The following is an 18,968-nucleotide window of genomic DNA, read 5'->3' on the forward strand; positions in this document are numbered from 1 at the left end:
TCGCGATGGACGTGACCAATGAAGATGCCGTGAACAGCGGCATCGACAAGGTGGCCGAGGCGTTCGGCTCGGTCGACATCCTCGTGTCGAACGCCGGCATCCAGATCGTCAATCCGATCGAGAACTACTCGTTCGCCGACTGGAAGAAGATGCAGGCGATCCACGTCGATGGCGCGTTCCTGACGACGAAGGCCGCGCTCAAGCACATGTACAAGGACGATCGCGGCGGCGTCGTGATCTACATGGGTTCGGTGCACTCGCACGAGGCGTCGCCGCTGAAGTCGGCCTACGTGACGGCCAAGCACGGGCTGCTGGGTCTCGCGCGCGTGCTGGCGAAGGAAGGCGCGAAGCACAACGTGCGCTCGCACGTCGTGTGTCCGGGCTTCGTGCGCACGCCGCTGGTCGACAAGCAGATTCCGGAGCAGGCGAAGGAGCTCGGCATCAGCGAAGAGGACGTGATCAAGAAGGTGATGCTGGGCAACACGGTCGACGGCGTGTTCACGACGGTGCAGGACGTCGCACAGACGGTGCTGTTCCTGTCGGCGTTCCCGAGCGCCGCGCTCACGGGCCAGTCGTTCGTCGTCAGCCACGGCTGGTTCATGCAGTAACGCGAGTGCCTCCCCGACGGTAGGCGACTTCCGCGCCACCGTCCTTCTCGAGATGGCGTGCCGTCGATCGACGTCACGCCATCCATCACCGCCGCCCACGGCGGGATTTCTCGGAGCAACTGATGAAACCGCACGCGCGTACAGAAAAGCAGGCCGTCGATGCGGCGGACCTGCAGCACGAAGCCGGCGCGCCGGCTGCTGCGCGGTCGCTGCCGTACGAAACGATCGCGCTCGTCCTGCAGGGCGGCGGCGCGCTCGGCGCGTATCAGGCCGGCGTGTTCGAAGGGCTGCATGAAGCAGGCATTCCGCTCGACTGGATCGCCGGCATCTCGATCGGCGCGCTCAACACCGCGCTGATCGCCGGCAATGCGCCCGAGCATCGCGTCGAGCGCCTGCGCGAATTCTGGGAAACGATCTGCCAGCCGGCGTTCTTTCCCGCGATTCCGGCCGCGTTCGAATTCGCGCTGTTCAACAGCATCGATCAGGTCCGAACGTTCTTCACCGCATCGCAGGCAGCCAGCGCGATGATGCAGGGCCAGCAGGGATTCTTCGTGCCGCGCTTTCCGCCGCCGCTGCCGGGCGTGGCCGATCATCCGCAAAAGATCAGTTGGTACGACACGTCGGCGCTGCGCACGACGCTGCTGAAACTATGCGATTTCGACCGGATCAATTCGGGCGAAACGCGCGTGTCGGTCGGCGCGGTCAACGTCGGCACCGGCAATTTCGTGTACTTCGACAACTCGCGCATCCGTCTCGCGCCCGAGCATTTCATGGCGTCCGGTGCGTTGCCGCCCGCGTTCCCGCCCGTCGAGATCGACGGCGAGTATTACTGGGACGGCGGCGTCGTGTCGAACACGCCGCTGATGGAAGTGCTGCGCGCCCGGCCGCGCAGCGACACGCTCGCGTTCCAGGTCGATCTGTGGAGCGCGCGCGGGCCGCTGCCGCGCACGATGGCCGACGTCGCCGAGCGCACGAAGGACGTGCAGTATTCGAGCCGCACGCGTTTCGTCACCGACACGCTGCAGCGCGAACAGCGCTACCGCAACGTGCTGCGCCACGTGCTCGAACGGGTGCCGGAAGAACAGCGCAAGACCGATCCGTGGTGCGTCGAGGCCGAAGAAATGTCGAGCGGGAAAAAGTACAACATTCAACACCTGATCTATCAGCAGAAAGCGTACGAGCATCACTACAAGGACTATCAGTTCGGTCTGTCGACGATGCGCGACCACTGGTCCGCGGGTCTCGACGACATCCGCAAGACGCTCGCGGTGAAGGACGGCCTCGCGCTGCCCACCAACGACGCGGGCTTCGTCACGCACGACATTCACCGCCGCCGGTAATGCCGTGTGCAACGGGCCGGCGCGCCGCCCGCGCCGGCTCGTCCTCCTTTCCGATTCGACATGCCGATTTTCATTGCGCTATTCGCGCTCATCGCCCTGGGGTGGGGCGCCGTTCACTTGTTTCACGTCATCGCGGCGCAGTTCGGCCAGCCGGTCGCGATCGCGGCCGCCGTGCTGGCCGCCGCGCTCCTGATCGCACTGGTCGCGTGGTGGCTCAAGCGCCGTCGCGACATCGCACCGAACACGAAGGAAGAAGGCTGGACGCATATCGTGCATCGCGCGTGGGGCGAGTTGCGCGTATCCGCGACGCAAGGGCTGCTGTGGCTGTCGCATGACGGCGCGGATGGCCGCTATACGCTGTCGCAGCTCGACGGTTGCGAGGCCGCGCCGATCGACGGCCGCTGGCATCTCGTCGTGCGCGTGCGCGACGCCGTGCGCGGCGAATGGAAGCTGCCGATGATGGACAAGCGCGATGCACAGCGCTGGGCGCGCGTGCTCACGCTGGCGAAGGACAACCGGCTCTGAACGCGCGGCCGGCCGCCCGACGGCCCGCTATCGCGCGCCGAGCGCCCGCAGCGCATCGAGCACGTGCTGTGTCGCCCGTTCGACCGGGCCGGCCCGATGCGCAATGCCCAGTTCGCGCCACAACGCCGGACGTAACGGCCGCATGACGATGCGCGCATCCGGCAGCGGGGCGCCCGCCTCGTGCGGCAGCAGCGTCGCGCCGTACCCTGCGGCGACGAGGCTCTTGATCGCATCGTTGTAGTTGAGTTCGATCCGCGGCTCGGGCCGGTGGCCGCCGAGCGCGAACCATTCGGTCGTGAGACGCGACAGGCGCGTCGTCGCATCGTTGAGAATCAACGGCCGCGCGGCCAGATACGCGGGCGTCACACGGGCCGGAAGCGGCCAGTCCGCGGGCAGGAAAGCCATCACCGGATCGCGCCGCCACGGGCGGATCGACAGCCCCGCGACCGGCGCTTGCGGCAGCGCGACCAGCCCGACATCGAGCGCGCCTTGTGCAATGCGCGCCAGCGTGTCCTGCGACGTGAGCACCGCGATCTGCACGTCGATATCCGGATGCTGCGCACGCAGGCCGGCCACCGCCTGCGGCAACAGGTGCGCGATCGCGCCGGTCGATGCGCCGAGGCGGACGCGCCCGGTCAAGCCCTGCACCTGTCGCTGCACGTCGTCCAGCGTGGATTCGACTTCCGCCAGCAGACGCCGCGCCCGCTCCACCAGCACTTCGCCGATCACCGACGGCCGCACGTTGCCGCGCGTGCGGGACAGCAGCGGCGCGCCGACGCGGCTTTCCAGCTCGGCGACATGCAGACTGACGGTGGGCGGGGCGAGATGAAGCCATTGCGCCGCCGCCACGAAGGATCCGTGGTCCGCGATCGCAACCAGCGTACGCAGACGGTCCAGACTGATCTCGCGCATCACACCCCTCTCGTTCAGAAAAACTGAATCAGACGATCAGCAAATTCAACTTTTCCTATTCTAGGCGTTCGGTGGACGATACGGCTTCCTCGACGACCGAACGCGACGCACACGACCATCATGAGCTTCCCCACTGTCTTCATCGACGGCGACCAGGGCACGACCGGGTTGCAGATTCACGCGCGTCTGCGCGATCGCACCGACATGCAGCTGCTCACGCTTCCCGCCGCCGAACGCAAGGATGCGGCGCGGCGCGCCGACGCACTCAACGCGTGCGATATCGCCATCCTGTGCCTGCCCGATGCGGCCGCGCGCGAAGCGGTCGGCTTCATCCGGAACCCGACGGTACGCGTGATCGACGCGAGTTCGGCCCATCGCACGCAGCCCGACTGGGTCTACGGCTTTCCCGAGATGGCCGACGGACAGGCGCAACACATCGCGCATGCGAAGCGCGTGACCAATCCGGGCTGCTACCCGACGGGCGCGATCGGCCTGCTTCGCCCGCTGCTGCAGGCGGGGCTGCTGCCGCGCGACTACCCGGTGAGCATCCACGCGGTGTCCGGTTACTCGGGCGGCGGAAGGGCCGCCGTCGACGCGTTCGAATCGGGCGATGCCGCCGCGAACGCGTTGCCGCTGCAGATCTACGGTCTCGCGCTCGAGCACAAGCACGTGCCCGAAATCCGGCAGCATGCGGGGCTCGCGCACCGTCCGTTCTTCGTGCCGGCCTACGGTGCCTATCGGCAAGGCATCGTGCTCACCATCCCGATCGAGCTGCGGCTATTGCCGGCCGAGGTGACCGGTGAGCGGCTGCATGCGTGTCTCGCGCACCATTACGCGGACGCGCGTCATGTCGACGTGATGCCGCTCGCGGACACACGGGCGGCCACGCATCTCGATCCGCAAGCGCTGAACGGCACCAACGACCTGCGGCTCGGCGTGTTCGTCAACGCAGACGGCGGCCAAGTGCTGCTGTCCGCCGTGTTCGACAATCTCGGCAAAGGGGCATCTGGCGCCGCCGTGCAGAATCTCGACTTGATGCTCGGTGCGCGACACGCGGCGTGACGCACCCGCAGGCATCGTCGACGGTGCCCGCGCATGCCCCCCGTAAAAGCTCACCTTTAGCCGGTTTCAGGCCGTATCGTCACCCGCGGCGGCATTCAGGCCGGCCAGCGTCTCCACCAGAAAATCCACGCACACGCGCACCTTCGCCGACGCCGCGACGCGTTCCGGATACACGGCCCAGATGTTCGCGGGCTGGATCGCGTCCGGCAGCACGCGGCACAGCACGCCGCGCTCGATCAGCGGCCCGGCCTCCCAGATCGAGCGCAGCACGATCCCGCGCCCGGCCAGCGCCCATTGCACGGCCACCTCGCCGTGATTCGTCGACAGCGCGCCGCCGACCTTCACCGTGGCCGTTTCGCCGCGTACGGTCAGCCGCCATACGCCGAACGGATGATCGCGCTCCTTGATCGCGAGACAGTCGTGCGAGGCCAGATCCGCGAGCGAGCGCGGCGTCCCGCGGCGGGCGAGATAGTCGGGCGACGCGCACAGCACGCGATGGTTCGTGGCAAGGCGGCGCGCGATCAGATGATCGGCAATGTCGTCGCCGATGCGCACGTCGAGGTCGTAGCCTTCGCCGGCCACATCGACGAGCCGGTCGAACAGATCGAGCCGCACGTTCAGTTGCGGATAGCGCGCGCTGAAGTCGAGCAGCGCCGGCGCGACGACGTGCCGGCCGAAGCCGAAGCTGCTCGACATGCGCAGCGTGCCGCGCGGCACCGTGCGCGTGGTCGACACGTCCTCGACGAGATGATCGACGTCGTCGAGAATCTTTTCGGCGCGCGCGAACACGCGTTCGCCGGCCTCGGTGACCGTCATCCGGCGTGTCGAGCGGTGCAGCAGGCGCGTGCCGAGCTGCGTCTCGAGCATCGCGACGCGCTTGCTGACATACGCGGGCGACACCGCGAGTTGCTCGGCGGCCGCGCTGAAGCTCGCGAGGCGGACGACCAGGCTGAACACGCGCAGGTCGTCGAGGTTCGGCGATTTATTCACGATTCGTGGAAAGTCGATTAACTTTTGAGCGATTTTAATCCAGATGGAAATAAATAGAATGTCGTGACGGGCCGCCGCCTTCCCGGCAGCCGGCCAACCAGTCAAGGAGATTTGCATGACCGACAGGACTTACAGGATTGCCGTGATCCCCGGCGACGGCATCGGCCGCGAAGTGATGCCCGAGGGCCTGCGCGCGCTCGCCGCCGTGACCGCGCGCTTCGGCGTGCGCTTCGACTTCGTCGAGATCGACTGGGCGAGCTGCGACTACTACGCGCAACACGGCACGATGATGCCGGACGACTGGAAAGCCCAACTGTCGGGCATGGACGCGATCCTGTTCGGCGCGGTCGGCTGGCCGGCGACGGTGCCCGATCACATTTCGCTGTGGGGCTCGCTGCTGAAATTCCGCCGCGAATTCGACCAGTACATCAACTTGCGGCCCGCGCGCCTGTTCGACGGCGTGCCGTCGCCGCTCGCCGGCCGCCGCCCGGGCGACATCGATTTCATGATCGTGCGCGAGAACACCGAGGGCGAATATTCGTCGGTCGGCGGCACGATGTTCGAAGGCACCGAGCGCGAAGTGGTGATGCAGCAGTCGATCTTCACGCGGCACGGCACCGAACGCGTGCTGAAATTCGCGTTCGAGCTCGCGCAGCGGCGCGCGAAGCGCGTCACCGTCGCGACCAAGAGCAACGGCATCGCGATCAGCATGCCGTGGTGGGATGCGCGCGCGGCCGAGATGGCCGAACGCTATCCGGAGATCGCGGTCGACAAGCAGCACATCGACATCCTGTGCGCGCGCTTCGTGCTGCAGCCGGACCGCTTCGACGTCGTCGTCGCGTCGAACCTGTTCGGCGACATCCTGTCGGATCTCGGGCCGGCCTGCACGGGCACCATCGGCATCGCACCGTCGGCGAACCTGAACCCCGACCGCACGTTCCCGTCGCTGTTCGAACCCGTGCACGGTTCGGCGCCCGACATCGCGGGGCAATACATCGCGAATCCGGTCGCGATGATCTGGTCGGCGGCGATGATGCTCGACTTCCTCGGCAACGGCACGGGCCGCGAACGCGACGCGCACGATGCGATCGTCGCGGCGATCGAGGACGTGCTGCGCACCGGGCCGCGTACGCGCGATCTCGGCGGCAACGCCGGCACGCAGGAAGTGGGCGAAGCGATCGCCGCGCGGATCGCGGGTTGAGGGTTGGCGGTGGTCGTGGCCCGGCGCTCGCGCCGGGCGGCGGGCGCTTCGTGAATCGGTCTGCAGCGAGCAGCGCACGATGCGGTTGCGCACGTTTGCGAACTCCGCTGATGCGGAGGTGGTGAAGTCGATCGGTGAGCAACGACACATCGCAACGCGCACTGCTTGTGCGGTTTTTCGTTGCACGTCGAAAGACGATCCGATCGGTGAGCTGCACGTGTCGCTCGCGCACACCGATCGTCCGCGCATGATCGCTTCGATACGATCAGTGAGATGCATCACGCGGTGAAGCACACCACTGCACGTCGATGTATGCACCGCTTTACCCTTGCGATGTCGCGTCGGCCTGTTCAACGCACACAGTTCGACGCGACATTTCACCTGATCCCGAAAAATCTCACCTTCAGCGGAAGGTTCCCGAATTTCCTCACCATTGAATCGCCGGTGATGCGTTCACCGATCCCTTGAACGCGCGCGGCTTCACAGCCCGAGGTCGGACAGCCCCGGATGATCGTCGGGACGACGGCCGAGCGGCCAGTGATAAAGACGGTCAGCCTCGCGAATCGGCAGATCGTTGATGCTCGCGTGACGATGCGCCATCAGGCCGTTTTCGTCGAACTCCCAGTTCTCGTTGCCGTACGAACGGAACCAGTTGCCCGCATCGTCATGCCACTCGTATGCAAAGCGCACCGCGATGCGATTGCCGTCGAACGCCCACAGCTCCTTGATCAGCCGGTAATCGAGTTCGCGCGCCCACTTCCGCTGCAGCAGCGCGACGATTTCGTCGCGGCCCGTCACGAATTCCGCGCGATTGCGCCAACGGCTTTGCGGCGTATAGGCGAGCGACACGCGTTGCGGGTCGCGCGTGTTCCACCCGTCCTCGGCGGCGCGCACTTTCTGGCGCGCCGTTTCAAGCGTGAAGGGCGGAACGGGCGGACGAACTTCGGGGGAAGCGGACATGGGTTGCTCCTGTTCAGGGTTCTGGCCGCGAACGCACGCAGCCGGTTCGGATTCGCTGCGTCGGCTACCGCGAAACGGTATCGAGCAGCAGTTCAGCCGTCGCGCGCGCATCGCGCGCGGCGTTTGCATCGCCACTGACGAGCGCCACACCGATCGCGCCGTCGATCAATACGAGCCACTGACGCGCGAGGCGCGCGAGCCCGCGGCGCGCGACGCCGGTTTCGTCGGCATAGGCATCGAAGCGCTCACGCACGAACGCCAGCAGGCGCGCCTTGTGCATGCGGGCGACGACCCGCACGGGATCGTCGGCTTCGGGTATCTCGCCCGACGCATTCAGGAACGCGCAGCCGTGAAAGTCGGGCTGCCCGAACCACTCGCGCAGCACGTCGAACATGCCGAGCAGTTGCGCGCGCGGCGCGTTGCCACGTGCCAGCGTGCCGTCGACGAACCAGCGCATCCAGCGTGCGTCGCGACGTTCTAGCGCGGCGACGACCAGCGCCTCTTTCGATTCGAAATGCGAATAAAAGCTCTTTCGCGCCGCGCCGGATCGCTTGACGATCGCATCAACGCCGGTCGCATGGATGCCGCCCGAATAGATCAGCGCTTCGGCCGCGTCGAGCAGCCGGTCGCGAACGCCCGGTTCGCCGGAGGAGTCGAGAGGTGTGTTCATGGGGTTACGGTAGAACGATCGTTCTCCGCCGTCAAGACTCGTGTGAAAAGGCCCTGCCGGCGGGAGGGCTGAATCGTGCCCGAAGCGCTGGTGCGTCGGGTATGCCTTCGGCGCGAGTCGTGCGGATTGGAGGGTGAACGGATCAGGCAGCGGCCCTGAGCATCAATGGGAGGTTGATCGCGCACCTCGTATCAGTGAGTTGCAACGCCGCATGCGGCTCACGGTCGACGTTCGGGTCGGTACGATTTCGCCTGCGGCGTCGAGCGGACGCTCGCACGCCAAGCGGAGCGGAAAGTACGTGGAAGGAAAGAAGCGGGCGCCGAATGGCGTAACGACGAGAAGCGAAGCGGCTGCCGACAGGTGAAGCGAATCCGCCATTGCACGTCACCTAGGCGGGATCGTGTGACGATTCGGCGCGCGAACACAACTCCCGAATAATCTCACCTCAAGCGTTGAATCACGGGTTTCGACGCTCGACGGTGCGTGTGCGTGTGCGTGTGCGTGCAAACGAAAACGGGGCAGCCGGCAAACGTGCCGCGCGGCCCCGTCTTTCTCGATACTCGACTCAGACCGTCCAGTCGAGTATCACCTTGCCGCTTTCGCCGGACAGCATCGCGGCGAAGCCTTGCTCGTAATCGTCGGCCGCGAAGCGATGCGTGATGATGGGCGACAGGTCGAGGCCGCTTTGCAGCATCGCGACCATCTTGTACCAGGTCTCGAACATCTCGCGGCCGTAGATGCCCTTGATCTCGAGCCCCTTGAAGATCACCTGGTTCCAGTCGATCGCCGTCTGCGCGGGCGGGATGCCGAGCAGCGCAACCTTGCCGCCGTGATTCATCGCCTCGAGCAGGCTCGTGAACGCGCTCGGCACGCCCGACATTTCCAGACCGACGTCGAAGCCTTCGGTCATGTGCAGGTCGGCCATCACGTCGCGCAGCGACTCGCGGGCGACGTTGACCGCGCGCGTCGCGCCCATCTTGCGCGCGAGCTTCAGCCGATAGTCGTTGATGTCGGTGATCACGACGTTGCGCGCGCCGACATGCTTCGCGATCGCGACGGCCATGATGCCGATCGGGCCCGCGCCGGTGATCAGCACGTCTTCGCCGACGAGGTTGAACGACAGCGCCGTATGCGTCGCGTTGCCGAACGGATCGAAGATCGACGCGAGATCGTCGGAGATCTCCGGCGGAATCTTGAACGCGTTGAACGCCGGAATCGCCAGGTATTCGGCGAACGCGCCTTCGCGGTTCACGCCGACGCCCACCGTGTTTCGGCACAGATGCCGGCGCCCCGCGCGACAGTTGCGGCAGAAACCGCAGGTGATGTGGCCTTCGCCGGACACGCGATCGCCGATCGCGAAGCCGCGCACTTCCTGCCCCATCTCGACGATCTCGCCGACGTATTCGTGACCGACGTGCATCGGCACCGGAATCGTCTTCTGCGCCCAGTCGTCCCACTTCCAGATATGGATGTCGGTGCCGCAGATCGCCGTGCGGCGGATCTTGATCAGCACGTCGTTGTGGCCGACTTCGGGGCGCTTCACGCGCGTGAGCGTGAGGCCGGGGCCGCGTTCGAGCTTTGCCAGTGCTTTCATGGTCGCGCCTCCGTCAGATGATACCGAGCGACTTGCCGACGCGCACGAACGCGGCGACCGTCTGGTCGATCTGTTCGGGCGTATGCGCGGCGCTCATCTGCGTGCGGATGCGCGCCCGGCCGCGCGGCACGACCGGAAACGAGAAGCCGATCACGTAGACGCCTTCGCCGAGCAGCTTGTCGGCCATGTTCGTCGCGAGCTGCGCGTCGCCGAGCATCACCGGGATGATCGGATGCGCGCCGGGCACGAGCGTGAAGCCGGCTTCGGTCATCTGCTTGCGGAACCGCGCGCCGTTCTCGCGCACGCGTTCGCGCAGCTTCGCGCCTTCGTCGCTGCCGAGCAGTTCGAGCACCTCCAGCGATGCCGCGGCGATGCTCGGCGTGAGCGTGTTCGAGAACAGATACGGACGGGAGCGCTGGCGCAGCAGTTCGATCACCTCGCGACGCGCGGCGACATAGCCGCCCGACGCGCCGCCGAGCGCCTTGCCGAGCGTGCCGGTGATGATGTCGACGCGGCCTTCGACGCCGCAGTGCTCGGGCGTGCCGCGGCCGTGCGTGCCGATGAAGCCGACCGCATGCGAATCGTCAACCATCACGAGCGCGCCGTAGCGATCGGCGAGATCGCAGATGCCTTTCAGATCGGCGACGATGCCGTCCATCGAGAACACGCCGTCGGTGGCGATCAGCTTGTGGCGCGCGCCAGCGGCGTCGGCTTCCTTGAGCTTCGCCTCGAGGTCGGACAGATCGTTGTTCTTGTAGCGCAAACGCTTCGCCTTGCACAGGCGAATGCCGTCGATGATGCTCGCGTGATTCAGTTCGTCGCTGATCACCGCGTCGTTCTCGTCGAGCAGCGTCTCGAACAGCCCGCCGTTCGCGTCGAAGCAGCTCGAATAAAGGATGCTGTCCTCGGTGCCGAAAAATGCGGCCAGCGCGCTTTCCAGTTGCTTGTGGACGGTTTGCGTGCCGCAGATGAACCGCACCGATGCCATGCCGAAGCCGTCCTGGTCGAGGCCGGCCTTCGCCGCGTCGATCAGGCGAGGATCGTTCGCCAGACCCAGATAGTTGTTCGCGCAGAAATTGAGCACGCCGGCGCCGCCGGCGAGCCGTACGGCTGCCGCCTGGGGACTCGCGATCTCGCGCTCGGTCTTGTAAAAACCGTCCGCGCGGATCTGGTCGAGCGTCCCGCGCACCTGGGCGAGAAAGGCATCACGCATCGCAAAGCTCCTGACAGGGTTTCGCATTCCGCGGCGCACGGCTCGTGGCGGCGCAACGGCCTGCTACTGTTATAGTCGGTCGTTCGGTTGACCGCATTTATCCGATATTCCGAACTAGAATTCGGAATATCGAACAACTCTAAGCGAACGGAATCCAAATGGCAAGTTCCTCCGGATCGCGGCGCACGCCTGCCGACGCCGCCCCGCAGCCGCCGGCCGCGACCCCGCCGCGCGTCGGCGAGCAGATCCAGCGGCTGCGCAACGAGCGCAAGTTGACGCTCGACGACCTGTCGCGCGCCGCCGGCGTATCGAAATCGATGCTCTCCGAGATCGAACGCGACAAGGCCAACCCGACGATCGCCGTCGCATGGCGGCTGACGAACGCGCTCGGCATCACCCTCGACGAATTGTTCTCGCAGCCGAAGGCGCCCGAGGCGATCCGCGTGGATGGCCCGCACGACATTCCGACGCTCGCCGGCCACGACGGCCGTTACCAGTTGCGCGTATGGGGCCCCATCGAACTCGCCGGCAAGTTCGAGTGGTACGAGCTGACGCTGCCGGGGGGCGGCGCACTGGTATCGAACGCGCACGAACCGGGCACGCGGGAGCACCTCACCGTGCTGCAGGGCGCGATGGAAATCGAGGCCGCCGCGGCCAGCCGCCGGCTGAAGGCGGGCGATACCGCGCGCTACCCGGCCGACGAGCCGCATGCGATCCGCAATCCCGGCAAGGCCGAAGCGCGGGCCTTGTTGATCGTGATACATCGCTGACGGCGCGTATAGCTAGCCAAACGGTCAGTCGCAGGCCAGTTGCGGAAAATACTGTATGTTTGTACAGTATACGGACATTCCGCCATGCATGGGCTGGAGCGGGCGCACCGAGGCGTCTGCCCCGGTCGACAGGAGCCTGCAATGACAGAAGAACAAGATTTGGCCGCGCTCAGCTTCAAGGCTGCCGCGCATGACCTCGAATCGATCGTTCGCCATATCGCCGGGCGCTACATCCGTCAGCGCGTGCCGCTGACGTGGCGCCTGCTGCATGCGATCGAAGCCGAAGCGCTCGCCGATCTCGGCTTTGCCAGCCGGCACGACGCCGGCATGCGTCAACTGTTCGAACGGCCGTCGGACATGACGTTTCCCGAAACGGACGATCCGATCGACTTCGGGCGCTCGAATGCGCTGCCCGCGGTCTTTTCGTTTGCCGTTCTCGCGTACGAAGCCGAGGCAAACGCGCACGACACCGCGCGCGCCGCGCGCCCGCACCGCCAGTCCAAGGCCTGGGGCGACTGACGGCCCGGCCCCGGCCGCCGTGCATGGTGGTCGGTTCATCCGCTTGCTGCCCGATACGTTGCGGAAAAGGGCTACCATGTACGCAACTAACGGAATTAATGCCATGTCCCTTCCCGCCTCTCACGACACCGCCGCCTCGCCGGAAGAAAAGGATCTGTTCGACCGCAATCCGTCCGACTGGGTCGCCTCGCCCGAAGCCGCGTTCGACGCGTGGCTGGCCATGCAGGACTATCGCCGCTCGTCGGCCGACGTCTATCGCGCGCAATGGGGCGCGTTTCTCGCGTGGATGCGTGCACATCAAAAGAACCTCGCAACGGTCGATACACCGACCATCGCGAATTTCGTCGGCGAATTGCCGATCAAGAAGACGCAGCGAATGCGCTATCTCCGGCTGATCGAGCGTGTACTCGATCATGTCCGCCGCACCGAATACGCATCGACCAATCCGGCCCGCTTCATTGCTCAGGATGGCGAAGCGAACTGGCGCAAAGCGCGCGACAACGAACCCACCGGTTTTCTCACGCCGGCGGAACGCGCGACGTTGCTCGCGTATCTGTTTTCGCCGATCGGCGTCTCCGGTTCCGCGTACTGGAAAGAGCGCCGCGACCGCGCGCTCGTCGCCGCGTTTCTCGGCGCCGGCATCAAAACCGGCGAAGCACGCGCACTCACGATTAGTTGCATCAATACGAGCGGCACGTCGCTGCGGATCGAGTCGACGCATCCGGATTACTCGCGCGAGACCCATCTGGCCTCGTTCGCGATCGCGTTGCTCGAAGCCTGGCTCACCGAACGCAAACGCCAGGAGATTCCGGGGGAGCTCGTCTTTCCCGCATCGCATGCCGGGCGGCCGATGCACAAGGCGACGATGCTGCGCGCGATCGACGCGATCGTCGAATCGGCCGGGCTCACGTCGTCACGCACGGCGCGCGCCAGCCCGCAAACCTTGCGCAATACCTACGCGGCCGAACTGTTCGAGCACGACGTGCCGCCGGAGCGCGTCGGCAAATGGCTGGGCTTCATGCGGCCGATCTCGTCGAATCGTCTGCATCGCGCGTGGAAAAGCTGGCGCGACGGGCTGGCCGACGGCAACGGTGACGCGTCCGATCGCGACGAAACTCACTGATCGGGAAACGACTGCTCACGGAAACGATCCGTGAGCAGCCTTGCGTGGCGCAGCCTCACCGTTTCACAGCTCCCGAAAAACCTCACCTCGAGCTTCCCGGATCGTCTCACCAGTGCGGCGCTGCCGACGTCCGGGTCAGGATTGCGCAAAACGCGCGACGGCTTCGAAGCGGGACGGCCATGCGCCCGACGCGTGCTCGCACTCGGGGCACGCGACTTCAAAACCCTCATCGCCATGTGACAGTTCCGGTTCGCCATCGCAACGCGGGCACCGGGTCGGCGCCGGAATCTCGTGATCCAGAGAAGTGCCGATCGCGGCATACGCGTTGGCATCGAGTCGTCCCGCCTCGGCCAGACGCCGCATCAGCGCGGCGATTTCCGGATTCATTCCGCGGTTCGCGCGCAATGAATTCGCGTCGCGCGTGGCGCGCTCCAGTTCGTCGCTCTGGGCACGCAACTGTTCTTCGAGCCGGTCGGCACGCGCCTTGGCCGAACTCAACTGCTGCAGGAAATCGAACTCCTTGCGCTGGACGTCGCGCAACCCGCTCTGGTAGGTCGACGCCATGCTGCGCAATGAATCCAGTTCGACCAGCATCGGCTTGACGCGGCGTTCGGCTTCGGCCACCGCATCCTTGATCTGCTGCGCGTAATGCTCGGTGCGCTGCTGCAATTCGGCTTGCAGCGCATCGATGCGGTCGCGTAGCGCGGCGTTCTGGGCCTGTTCGGCGTCGATCCGGCCGGCAGCCGCGGCCAATTCCTTTTCCAGTCGAGCGACTGTGGTGAGCAACGTGGCTTCGCTTGCCGAACCGTGGGTAGTCTGGGACGCAAGCTGAACCTCGAGTTCGGTTACCCGCGCCTGTAATTGCTCGTTTCTCGCTTCACCGCGCGCGAGCGCGCCTTCGAGCGTTTCCTGACGAACGGTTGCGTCGCGCAACCGCTGTTCCGCGTCGGCCATGTCGGCGCGCACCCGTTCGCGGTCCCCATCGAGGCTATCGCGCGCGGCTTTCAATGCTTCTTCATAGAGTGCGCCGAGCAACGCGCCGGCCTTTTCCTCGACGGCTTTCGGGATCGCCGCGCCGTCGAGCCGGATCTTGGAGGCGGAACGGATGCGTTCCCAGAAGTGGTCGATGTCTTTCGGGATGTCGCTGGCGCTGCCGGTCTGGGTGAGATCGCGGACGTTGGCGGCCGACGGCCGGATGCCGAGATCGAAGAACAAGCGCTTGCACGCATGCAGCGACAATTCCTGACGCCGTGCACCGCTTGCGCGCAGCGATTCCAGTTCTTCCCGAATGACCTGCCGCATTTCGTCCAGGGTCATGGCCATGCTCACAAACAATGAAGTGTGGCAATCATAACGAAATACGTATTCCTTGATACTTCTTTCGAGGGTTCGTTGCGAATTTACGTCGTTTTGCACAGAAACTGGATCCGCAAGCCCATCCCGTTGAAGGTGACCCGGAATTCCGTGAAACAAAGCGAAGAATGTTTGCCAAGCCTTTGTACTACAAGGGATTTCCAGCGAACCCCGATTTAGGGCATTTGTTTCACATGACGGCGGATCCGATTGCCTGTGGGGTGTTCTAGGGTTGGGGTGTCTGTGGAAAACTCGTCAGCCGATGTCTTGAGAGTATTAGAAGTAAACACCCTTGAACCCTTAGTTAAAAACGTTAACGCCACGGCACAGCCTTATGGTGTAAGGCTTTCCGGCCGACAAGGTGAAGTTTTACGGGAGCCAAGGTGATCTTCTGCGGGAGCTGACGTGATGGGGTTCAGGGAACTGCGTGAGCTGTTGCAGGAAGGGTCGTGAGCGGATTCGGGATCACAGTAAAACACACGTTTTTCCACAGGTGAGGGTTTTCGGGGCCGCACGGCCACGGAACCCGCGGTGTGCCTGACTGCACAGTTTTCTGCCTGTGCAGACATAGGTGAGGATTTGCAGGACCTGCTTCGCGCCCCGATTCTGCCCATCTTTTGGGCAGATTTGGCGAAAGGTGAGGTTTCACGGGACTCCACGGGAATTTGCTGTGAGGATTTCCGGGAAGCGAACGTCATTTTGCACAGCAAAAGTGCTTTCCGGCGCCTGTGATGCCCCAAAGGTGAGGTTTTTCGGGAGGGAAATCCGGGTTTTCCTGCTCCGATCCCCTTAAGGTGAGCTTTTTCGGGGCATCGATCACAGGCGGCGATCTGCTTCGAAGGTGAGGCTTTCCAGGAGACGTATTTGCTTAAAAAATGGTCAAAGGTGAGGTTTTTCGGGGCCTGTGAGCAGCCGAATTCGCCGAAAAGCCCGCCAGGACTGGCAGAAATCTCGTTTTTGCTGTGCCATTTTTTGGCACAGGTGAGCATTTTCGGGAGCAGAAATCCGATTGTCGTATGAAGGATTCCAGTCGAAAGGTGAGGCTTTTCGGGAGATTCCCGCGAGGCACAGCCAAATGCCTTCTATGCATAAGTATCGGAAGGGATTGGGATTTTTGATACCGCGCCGGTTACGGTGAGGTTTTTCGGGAGTCATTTCCGGCCCCGCTGCTGTGCCGCATTTTCTCTATAAGGTGAGCGTTTTCGGGAGTCGTCGGGTGCCAGTCCCGCGTCTATCGGGCGTTCGTCGGCGTCTGGACGAATCCGCATGCTGTGCCAAAGGTGAGCATTTTCGGGACCGGATACGATTCGCCGCTGTACAATGCGCGCCCGGGCTGGACGGGCACCCGCTGATCGGGCGGGCGCGAGCGGGTTTCGACGGCGGTTTTTCACGTGCCGAAGCCGAGCCGAACTTCCCGCGGGCCGCGCCTGTACATGCATACAGGCAGATGGGCGACGCTCCGGGGCGGACAGTGAGGTGCAATCGCGACCCTGTGTCGAACTCACGGTTGCGCAGTCGTAAAATTACGACAAATCGAAAGGTGAGCCCATACGGGAGCCGATTTCGCACGTGTCGTGCACAGGTGAAATTCTGTGAATCGGCGTATGCCGCGGCACGTCGGGACGAGTCCGGAACGCCGTACGGGCGGACGGGTGAGCGTTTCCGGGAGCGGTTCGGGTGAGTGCCGTTTTGCCAGCGCGCTTCACCGGCTATGGTGAGCATGTCGTTCTGGACGCACATCACCGCAGGCGCTATCCTTCCGGGAAACTTCTCCTCCGACCCGACGTATGGCCACGACGAAGCGCGCCAAGAAAACCGATGTGGATGTGGTGAGTGCCAGTTCAGCCGAATTGCGAAAGGCCGTCGAGGCGATCGCCATTCAGCCGAAGAGCGGCAAGATCACGCTCCTCACTCGCAAGCTGTTCAATGTCCTGCTGGCCGTCGCGCAGCAGGCCGACGACTCGGGCGACACGTATCGCGCGCTGCTGTCGGACATCGTCGCCAACTCCGCTTTCGATTCGAACGACACCGCGCTGGTGAAGGAACACCTGCGCCGCATGGTATCGGTGCAGGTCGAATGGAGCACCGGGACGTCGAGCCAGAAGCCGGGCCGCAAGTGGGGGATCTCCACGCTGATCGCCGATGCGGAAATTCTCGAGGATCCGACCACCCGTCGCGTGTGGGTCGAATTCTCGTTCGCGCCGAAGATCAAGAAGAAGCTGCTCGACCCGGTCCAGTATGCGCGCCTGAGTCTGCAGTTCCAGAGCCAGCTGCGTAGCAGCGCCGGTCTCGCGCTGTACGAAATCTGCGTGCGCTACCTGACGAACCCGAGCCATCTGACGATGCGTGAGCCGTGGGAATGGTGGCGGCCGATCCTGTCGGGCACGCCCGACACGGAAGCTGGCGACGAAGCGAAGCGCGAGTACAAGTATTTCAAGCGAGATTACCTGCGCCCCGCGATCGCGGAAGTCAACGCGGTCACCAACATCTTCGTCGAGCTGATCGAGCACCGCGAAGGGCGTCGGGTGGCCGAGATCCAGTTCCGCGTGACCGAGCGCAAGCAGCCGATGCTCGCGCTCGACGAACACCCGAACGTGTTCGACAGTACGCTGGTCGACCGAATGGTGAAGCTCGGGATCCCGTTGAAGGAAGCGCAGACGCTCTATGCGGACAGCGAGGAGAACCGGATTCGCGCCGCGCTGCAGATGACCGAGCAGCGGATGCGCAGCACGACGCTGCCGCCGGTGCGCAGCGCGCCGGCGCTGTTCAAGGATGCGCTGAAGAAGGGTTATGCGCCGCCGGTCGACTCGGTCGACGCGCTGCCGGCCGGCACGCCGTCCGCGAAGGTCGCGGCTGCGCAGCCGGACGATCTGAAGGCGCGCCTGCTGAGCGAGTTCGCGGCGTTCCGCCGCAAGGAAGCGAAGGTGCTGTACGAAGAGCAGGGCGACGCGGAGCGCGAAGTCGCGCGCGAGTCGTTCGAGTCGGAGGCATTGCCGACGATGGGCTCGCACCTGCGCGAGGACTGGCGCAAGCGCGGCCTCGATTCCAAGCTGGCCGAGACGGCCTTTTTCGACTGGCTGGCCCAGAAGACCTGGGGCGAGCCCACGGACGGCGACCTGCTGTCGTTCACGCTGAATCAGTCACGGGCCGCTTGAAGCCCGCTCAGGCCCGCTGACGGGCCGCCGCCGGTCTCCACCCCTGGTCGGGTGCGGCCGGCGCCCTGGTCAGGCCCTGCCGGCCGTCTTCCTCACTCCGACAACAGCATCCGCTCCAGCTGCTCGAGGATCGCGTCGCGCTTGTCCTTCGGGAGGCCACGCAGACGCAGTTCGATGCGGTCTTCGCCATACGACTTCAGGTCGCCGACCGACTTGCCGCCAAGCTTGATCTCGAGACGCTGCGCATAGCGCTGACGGCCCGCCGCCTTCGGCGTCTCCTGCGCGGCGACGCGACCCTTGACGATGTCGGACACCTGGCGCGTGCTGAGATCGTCCGACACGATCTTGTTGATCAGCCGCAGCGTTGCCTCGGTGCCGCGCGCATTGTGATAGCGGCCGACCTGATACGCCATGTTCGATCCGAAGCGATCGGGGCGCGCGACCATTTCCTGCATGATCGCTTCCGGCAGCTTGCCGATCGACAACGCGACGGCCACCGTCGACTCGTCGAGGCCGAGATGCTCGGAGAGTTCTTTCTGGCTCTGGAAATGCTTGTCGTCGAGGAAGCGGCGCCACACGACGGCGTTGTCGAACACCGTCTGCGAATCGCGTTGAACGTTGAGGTCGTAGCCGAGCTTGTAGCTCTGGATGCCGATCGGCACGTCGATCACAATCGCCTTGACCGACTCCTTGTTCGCTTCCTTCAGCGCCCGCACGCGGCGGCCGCCATCGCTGACGAAGTACGTGCCCGGATTGTCGTAATCCGGAATCACGTGGATGGCCTGCTGCTGGCCCTGCTTCGCGAGGTTGACCGCGAGTTCGGCAATCGACGATTTCAGATAGAAGTGCCGCGGGTTGAACGGACTGTGCTTGATCGCCTTCAGCGGCAACTCGATCACCTGCCCCGGCGCATAGCGATTCTCGAGGCGCCACGCGCGATATTGCGGCGATTCGTCGATCGACGGATCGATCG

At 64.8% G+C, this 18,968-nt stretch carries 17 protein-coding genes; 9 read left to right on the top strand and 8 right to left on the bottom strand.

The window, feature by feature from the left end:
* From AC3IFE_RS16115 to AC3IFE_RS16125, 3 genes are all read left to right on the top strand, one after another.
* Positions 1–608: 3-hydroxybutyrate dehydrogenase (locus tag AC3IFE_RS16115; RefSeq protein WP_489191116.1), on the top strand; the 608-nt coding region annotated here is incomplete at its 5' end.
* Between the two features lie 122 nt (positions 609–730).
* Complete coding sequence (locus AC3IFE_RS16120) at positions 731–1,948, top strand: patatin-like phospholipase family protein (protein WP_179233551.1); 1,218 nt, start codon at positions 731–733, stop codon at positions 1,946–1,948.
* Between the two features lie 60 nt (positions 1,949–2,008).
* Positions 2,009–2,473, top strand: a complete 465-nt coding sequence (locus AC3IFE_RS16125; RefSeq protein WP_489191117.1) for a signal peptide protein — start codon at positions 2,009–2,011, stop codon at positions 2,471–2,473.
* Positions 2,474–2,500: 27 nt separating this feature from the next.
* Here the strand turns inward: AC3IFE_RS16125 and AC3IFE_RS16130 are convergent, their stop codons facing one another.
* On the bottom strand, positions 2,501–3,385 hold the full coding sequence (locus tag AC3IFE_RS16130; protein ID WP_301737433.1) for a LysR family transcriptional regulator: 885 nt from the start codon (positions 3,383–3,385) through the stop codon (positions 2,501–2,503).
* 120 nt (positions 3,386–3,505) lie between these two features.
* On the opposite strand from AC3IFE_RS16130, the gene argC reads away from it, so the two are divergent.
* The gene (gene argC, locus AC3IFE_RS16135) at positions 3,506–4,447 is read left to right on the top strand and encodes an N-acetyl-gamma-glutamyl-phosphate reductase (RefSeq protein WP_489191119.1); all 942 of its coding nucleotides are present in this window, start codon (positions 3,506–3,508) and stop codon (positions 4,445–4,447) included.
* 66 nt (positions 4,448–4,513) lie between these two features.
* Here argC and AC3IFE_RS16140 read toward each other — a convergent pair whose 3' ends face one another.
* Complete coding sequence (locus AC3IFE_RS16140; RefSeq protein ID WP_489191121.1) at positions 4,514–5,437, bottom strand: LysR substrate-binding domain-containing protein; 924 nt, start codon at positions 5,435–5,437, stop codon at positions 4,514–4,516.
* A 115-nt stretch (positions 5,438–5,552) separates the two neighbouring features.
* Here AC3IFE_RS16140 and AC3IFE_RS16145 point away from each other — a divergent pair, with 115 nt between their 5' ends.
* Positions 5,553–6,638: a tartrate dehydrogenase gene (locus tag AC3IFE_RS16145; protein ID WP_089470914.1), complete on the top strand. Its 1,086-nt coding sequence runs from the start codon at positions 5,553–5,555 to the stop codon at positions 6,636–6,638.
* A gap of 480 nt (positions 6,639–7,118) precedes the next feature.
* On the opposite strand, the gene AC3IFE_RS16150 is transcribed toward AC3IFE_RS16145, so the two are convergent.
* The 4 genes from AC3IFE_RS16150 to AC3IFE_RS16165 all read right to left on the bottom strand — a co-directional run bounded on the left by AC3IFE_RS16150 (position 7,119) and on the right by AC3IFE_RS16165 (position 11,075).
* Positions 7,119–7,598 (bottom strand): nuclear transport factor 2 family protein, encoded by a 480-nt coding sequence (locus AC3IFE_RS16150; protein ID WP_050013484.1) that lies wholly within the window; start codon positions 7,596–7,598, stop codon positions 7,119–7,121.
* A gap of 64 nt (positions 7,599–7,662) precedes the next feature.
* Entirely contained in the window at positions 7,663–8,268 is a 606-nt protein-coding gene (locus AC3IFE_RS16155; protein ID WP_301737430.1) for a TetR/AcrR family transcriptional regulator, read from the bottom strand.
* 565 nt (positions 8,269–8,833) lie between these two features.
* Positions 8,834–9,862, bottom strand: a complete 1,029-nt coding sequence (gene tdh / locus AC3IFE_RS16160; RefSeq protein ID WP_489191122.1) for an L-threonine 3-dehydrogenase — start codon at positions 9,860–9,862, stop codon at positions 8,834–8,836.
* Positions 9,863–9,875: 13 nt separating this feature from the next.
* Positions 9,876–11,075 (bottom strand): glycine C-acetyltransferase, encoded by a 1,200-nt coding sequence (locus tag AC3IFE_RS16165; protein WP_489191123.1) that lies wholly within the window; start codon positions 11,073–11,075, stop codon positions 9,876–9,878.
* Positions 11,076–11,233: 158 nt separating this feature from the next.
* Between AC3IFE_RS16165 and AC3IFE_RS16170 the strand changes: the two genes are divergently transcribed.
* The 3 genes from AC3IFE_RS16170 (at position 11,234) to AC3IFE_RS16180 (ending at position 13,487) form a co-directional block, all read left to right on the top strand.
* Positions 11,234–11,845: a helix-turn-helix domain-containing protein gene (locus AC3IFE_RS16170; RefSeq protein ID WP_489191124.1), complete on the top strand. Its 612-nt coding sequence runs from the start codon at positions 11,234–11,236 to the stop codon at positions 11,843–11,845.
* Between the two features lie 141 nt (positions 11,846–11,986).
* Complete coding sequence (locus tag AC3IFE_RS16175) at positions 11,987–12,364, top strand: DUF2471 family protein (RefSeq protein WP_089470909.1); 378 nt, start codon at positions 11,987–11,989, stop codon at positions 12,362–12,364.
* 103 nt (positions 12,365–12,467) lie between these two features.
* Positions 12,468–13,487: a tyrosine-type recombinase/integrase gene (locus AC3IFE_RS16180; RefSeq protein WP_489191125.1), complete on the top strand. Its 1,020-nt coding sequence runs from the start codon at positions 12,468–12,470 to the stop codon at positions 13,485–13,487.
* Positions 13,488–13,622: 135 nt separating this feature from the next.
* Here AC3IFE_RS16180 and AC3IFE_RS16185 read toward each other — a convergent pair whose 3' ends face one another.
* Positions 13,623–14,804, bottom strand: a complete 1,182-nt coding sequence (locus AC3IFE_RS16185) for a DNA-binding protein (RefSeq protein WP_489191127.1) — start codon at positions 14,802–14,804, stop codon at positions 13,623–13,625.
* Positions 14,805–16,627: 1,823 nt separating this feature from the next.
* Here AC3IFE_RS16185 and AC3IFE_RS16190 point away from each other — a divergent pair.
* Positions 16,628–17,995, top strand: a complete 1,368-nt coding sequence (locus AC3IFE_RS16190) for a replication initiation protein (protein ID WP_089470906.1) — start codon at positions 16,628–16,630, stop codon at positions 17,993–17,995.
* A gap of 92 nt (positions 17,996–18,087) precedes the next feature.
* On the opposite strand, the gene AC3IFE_RS16195 is transcribed toward AC3IFE_RS16190, so the two are convergent.
* A partial coding sequence (locus tag AC3IFE_RS16195) for a ParB/RepB/Spo0J family partition protein (RefSeq protein ID WP_489191126.1) occupies positions 18,088–18,968 on the bottom strand: 881 nt, incomplete at its 5' end.

It is taken from the genome of Burkholderia sp. APQ4-4ca, from assembly GCF_057837105.1.

What these genes read in the sequence shown, in the direction of transcription:
- AC3IFE_RS16120 (WP_179233551.1), top strand. Translation starts at nt 731, where the DNA reads ATGAAACCGCACGCGCGTACAGAAAAGCAGGCCGTCGATGCGGCGGAC.
- AC3IFE_RS16165 (WP_489191123.1), bottom strand. Translation starts at nt 11,075, where the DNA reads ATGCGTGATGCCTTTCTCGCCCAGGTGCGCGGGACGCTCGACCAGATC.
- argC (WP_489191119.1), top strand. Translation starts at nt 3,506, where the DNA reads ATGAGCTTCCCCACTGTCTTCATCGACGGCGACCAGGGCACGACCGGG.
- AC3IFE_RS16150 (WP_050013484.1), bottom strand. Translation starts at nt 7,598, where the DNA reads ATGTCCGCTTCCCCCGAAGTTCGTCCGCCCGTTCCGCCCTTCACGCTT.
- AC3IFE_RS16155 (WP_301737430.1), bottom strand. Translation starts at nt 8,268, where the DNA reads ATGAACACACCTCTCGACTCCTCCGGCGAACCGGGCGTTCGCGACCGG.
- AC3IFE_RS16180 (WP_489191125.1), top strand. Translation starts at nt 12,468, where the DNA reads ATGTCCCTTCCCGCCTCTCACGACACCGCCGCCTCGCCGGAAGAAAAG.
- AC3IFE_RS16170 (WP_489191124.1), top strand. Translation starts at nt 11,234, where the DNA reads ATGGCAAGTTCCTCCGGATCGCGGCGCACGCCTGCCGACGCCGCCCCG.
- AC3IFE_RS16145 (WP_089470914.1), top strand. Translation starts at nt 5,553, where the DNA reads ATGACCGACAGGACTTACAGGATTGCCGTGATCCCCGGCGACGGCATC.
- AC3IFE_RS16125 (WP_489191117.1), top strand. Translation starts at nt 2,009, where the DNA reads ATGCCGATTTTCATTGCGCTATTCGCGCTCATCGCCCTGGGGTGGGGC.
- AC3IFE_RS16190 (WP_089470906.1), top strand. Translation starts at nt 16,628, where the DNA reads ATGGCCACGACGAAGCGCGCCAAGAAAACCGATGTGGATGTGGTGAGT.
- tdh (WP_489191122.1), bottom strand. Translation starts at nt 9,862, where the DNA reads ATGAAAGCACTGGCAAAGCTCGAACGCGGCCCCGGCCTCACGCTCACG.
- AC3IFE_RS16185 (WP_489191127.1), bottom strand. Translation starts at nt 14,804, where the DNA reads ATGACCCTGGACGAAATGCGGCAGGTCATTCGGGAAGAACTGGAATCG.
- AC3IFE_RS16130 (WP_301737433.1), bottom strand. Translation starts at nt 3,385, where the DNA reads ATGCGCGAGATCAGTCTGGACCGTCTGCGTACGCTGGTTGCGATCGCG.
- AC3IFE_RS16175 (WP_089470909.1), top strand. Translation starts at nt 11,987, where the DNA reads ATGACAGAAGAACAAGATTTGGCCGCGCTCAGCTTCAAGGCTGCCGCG.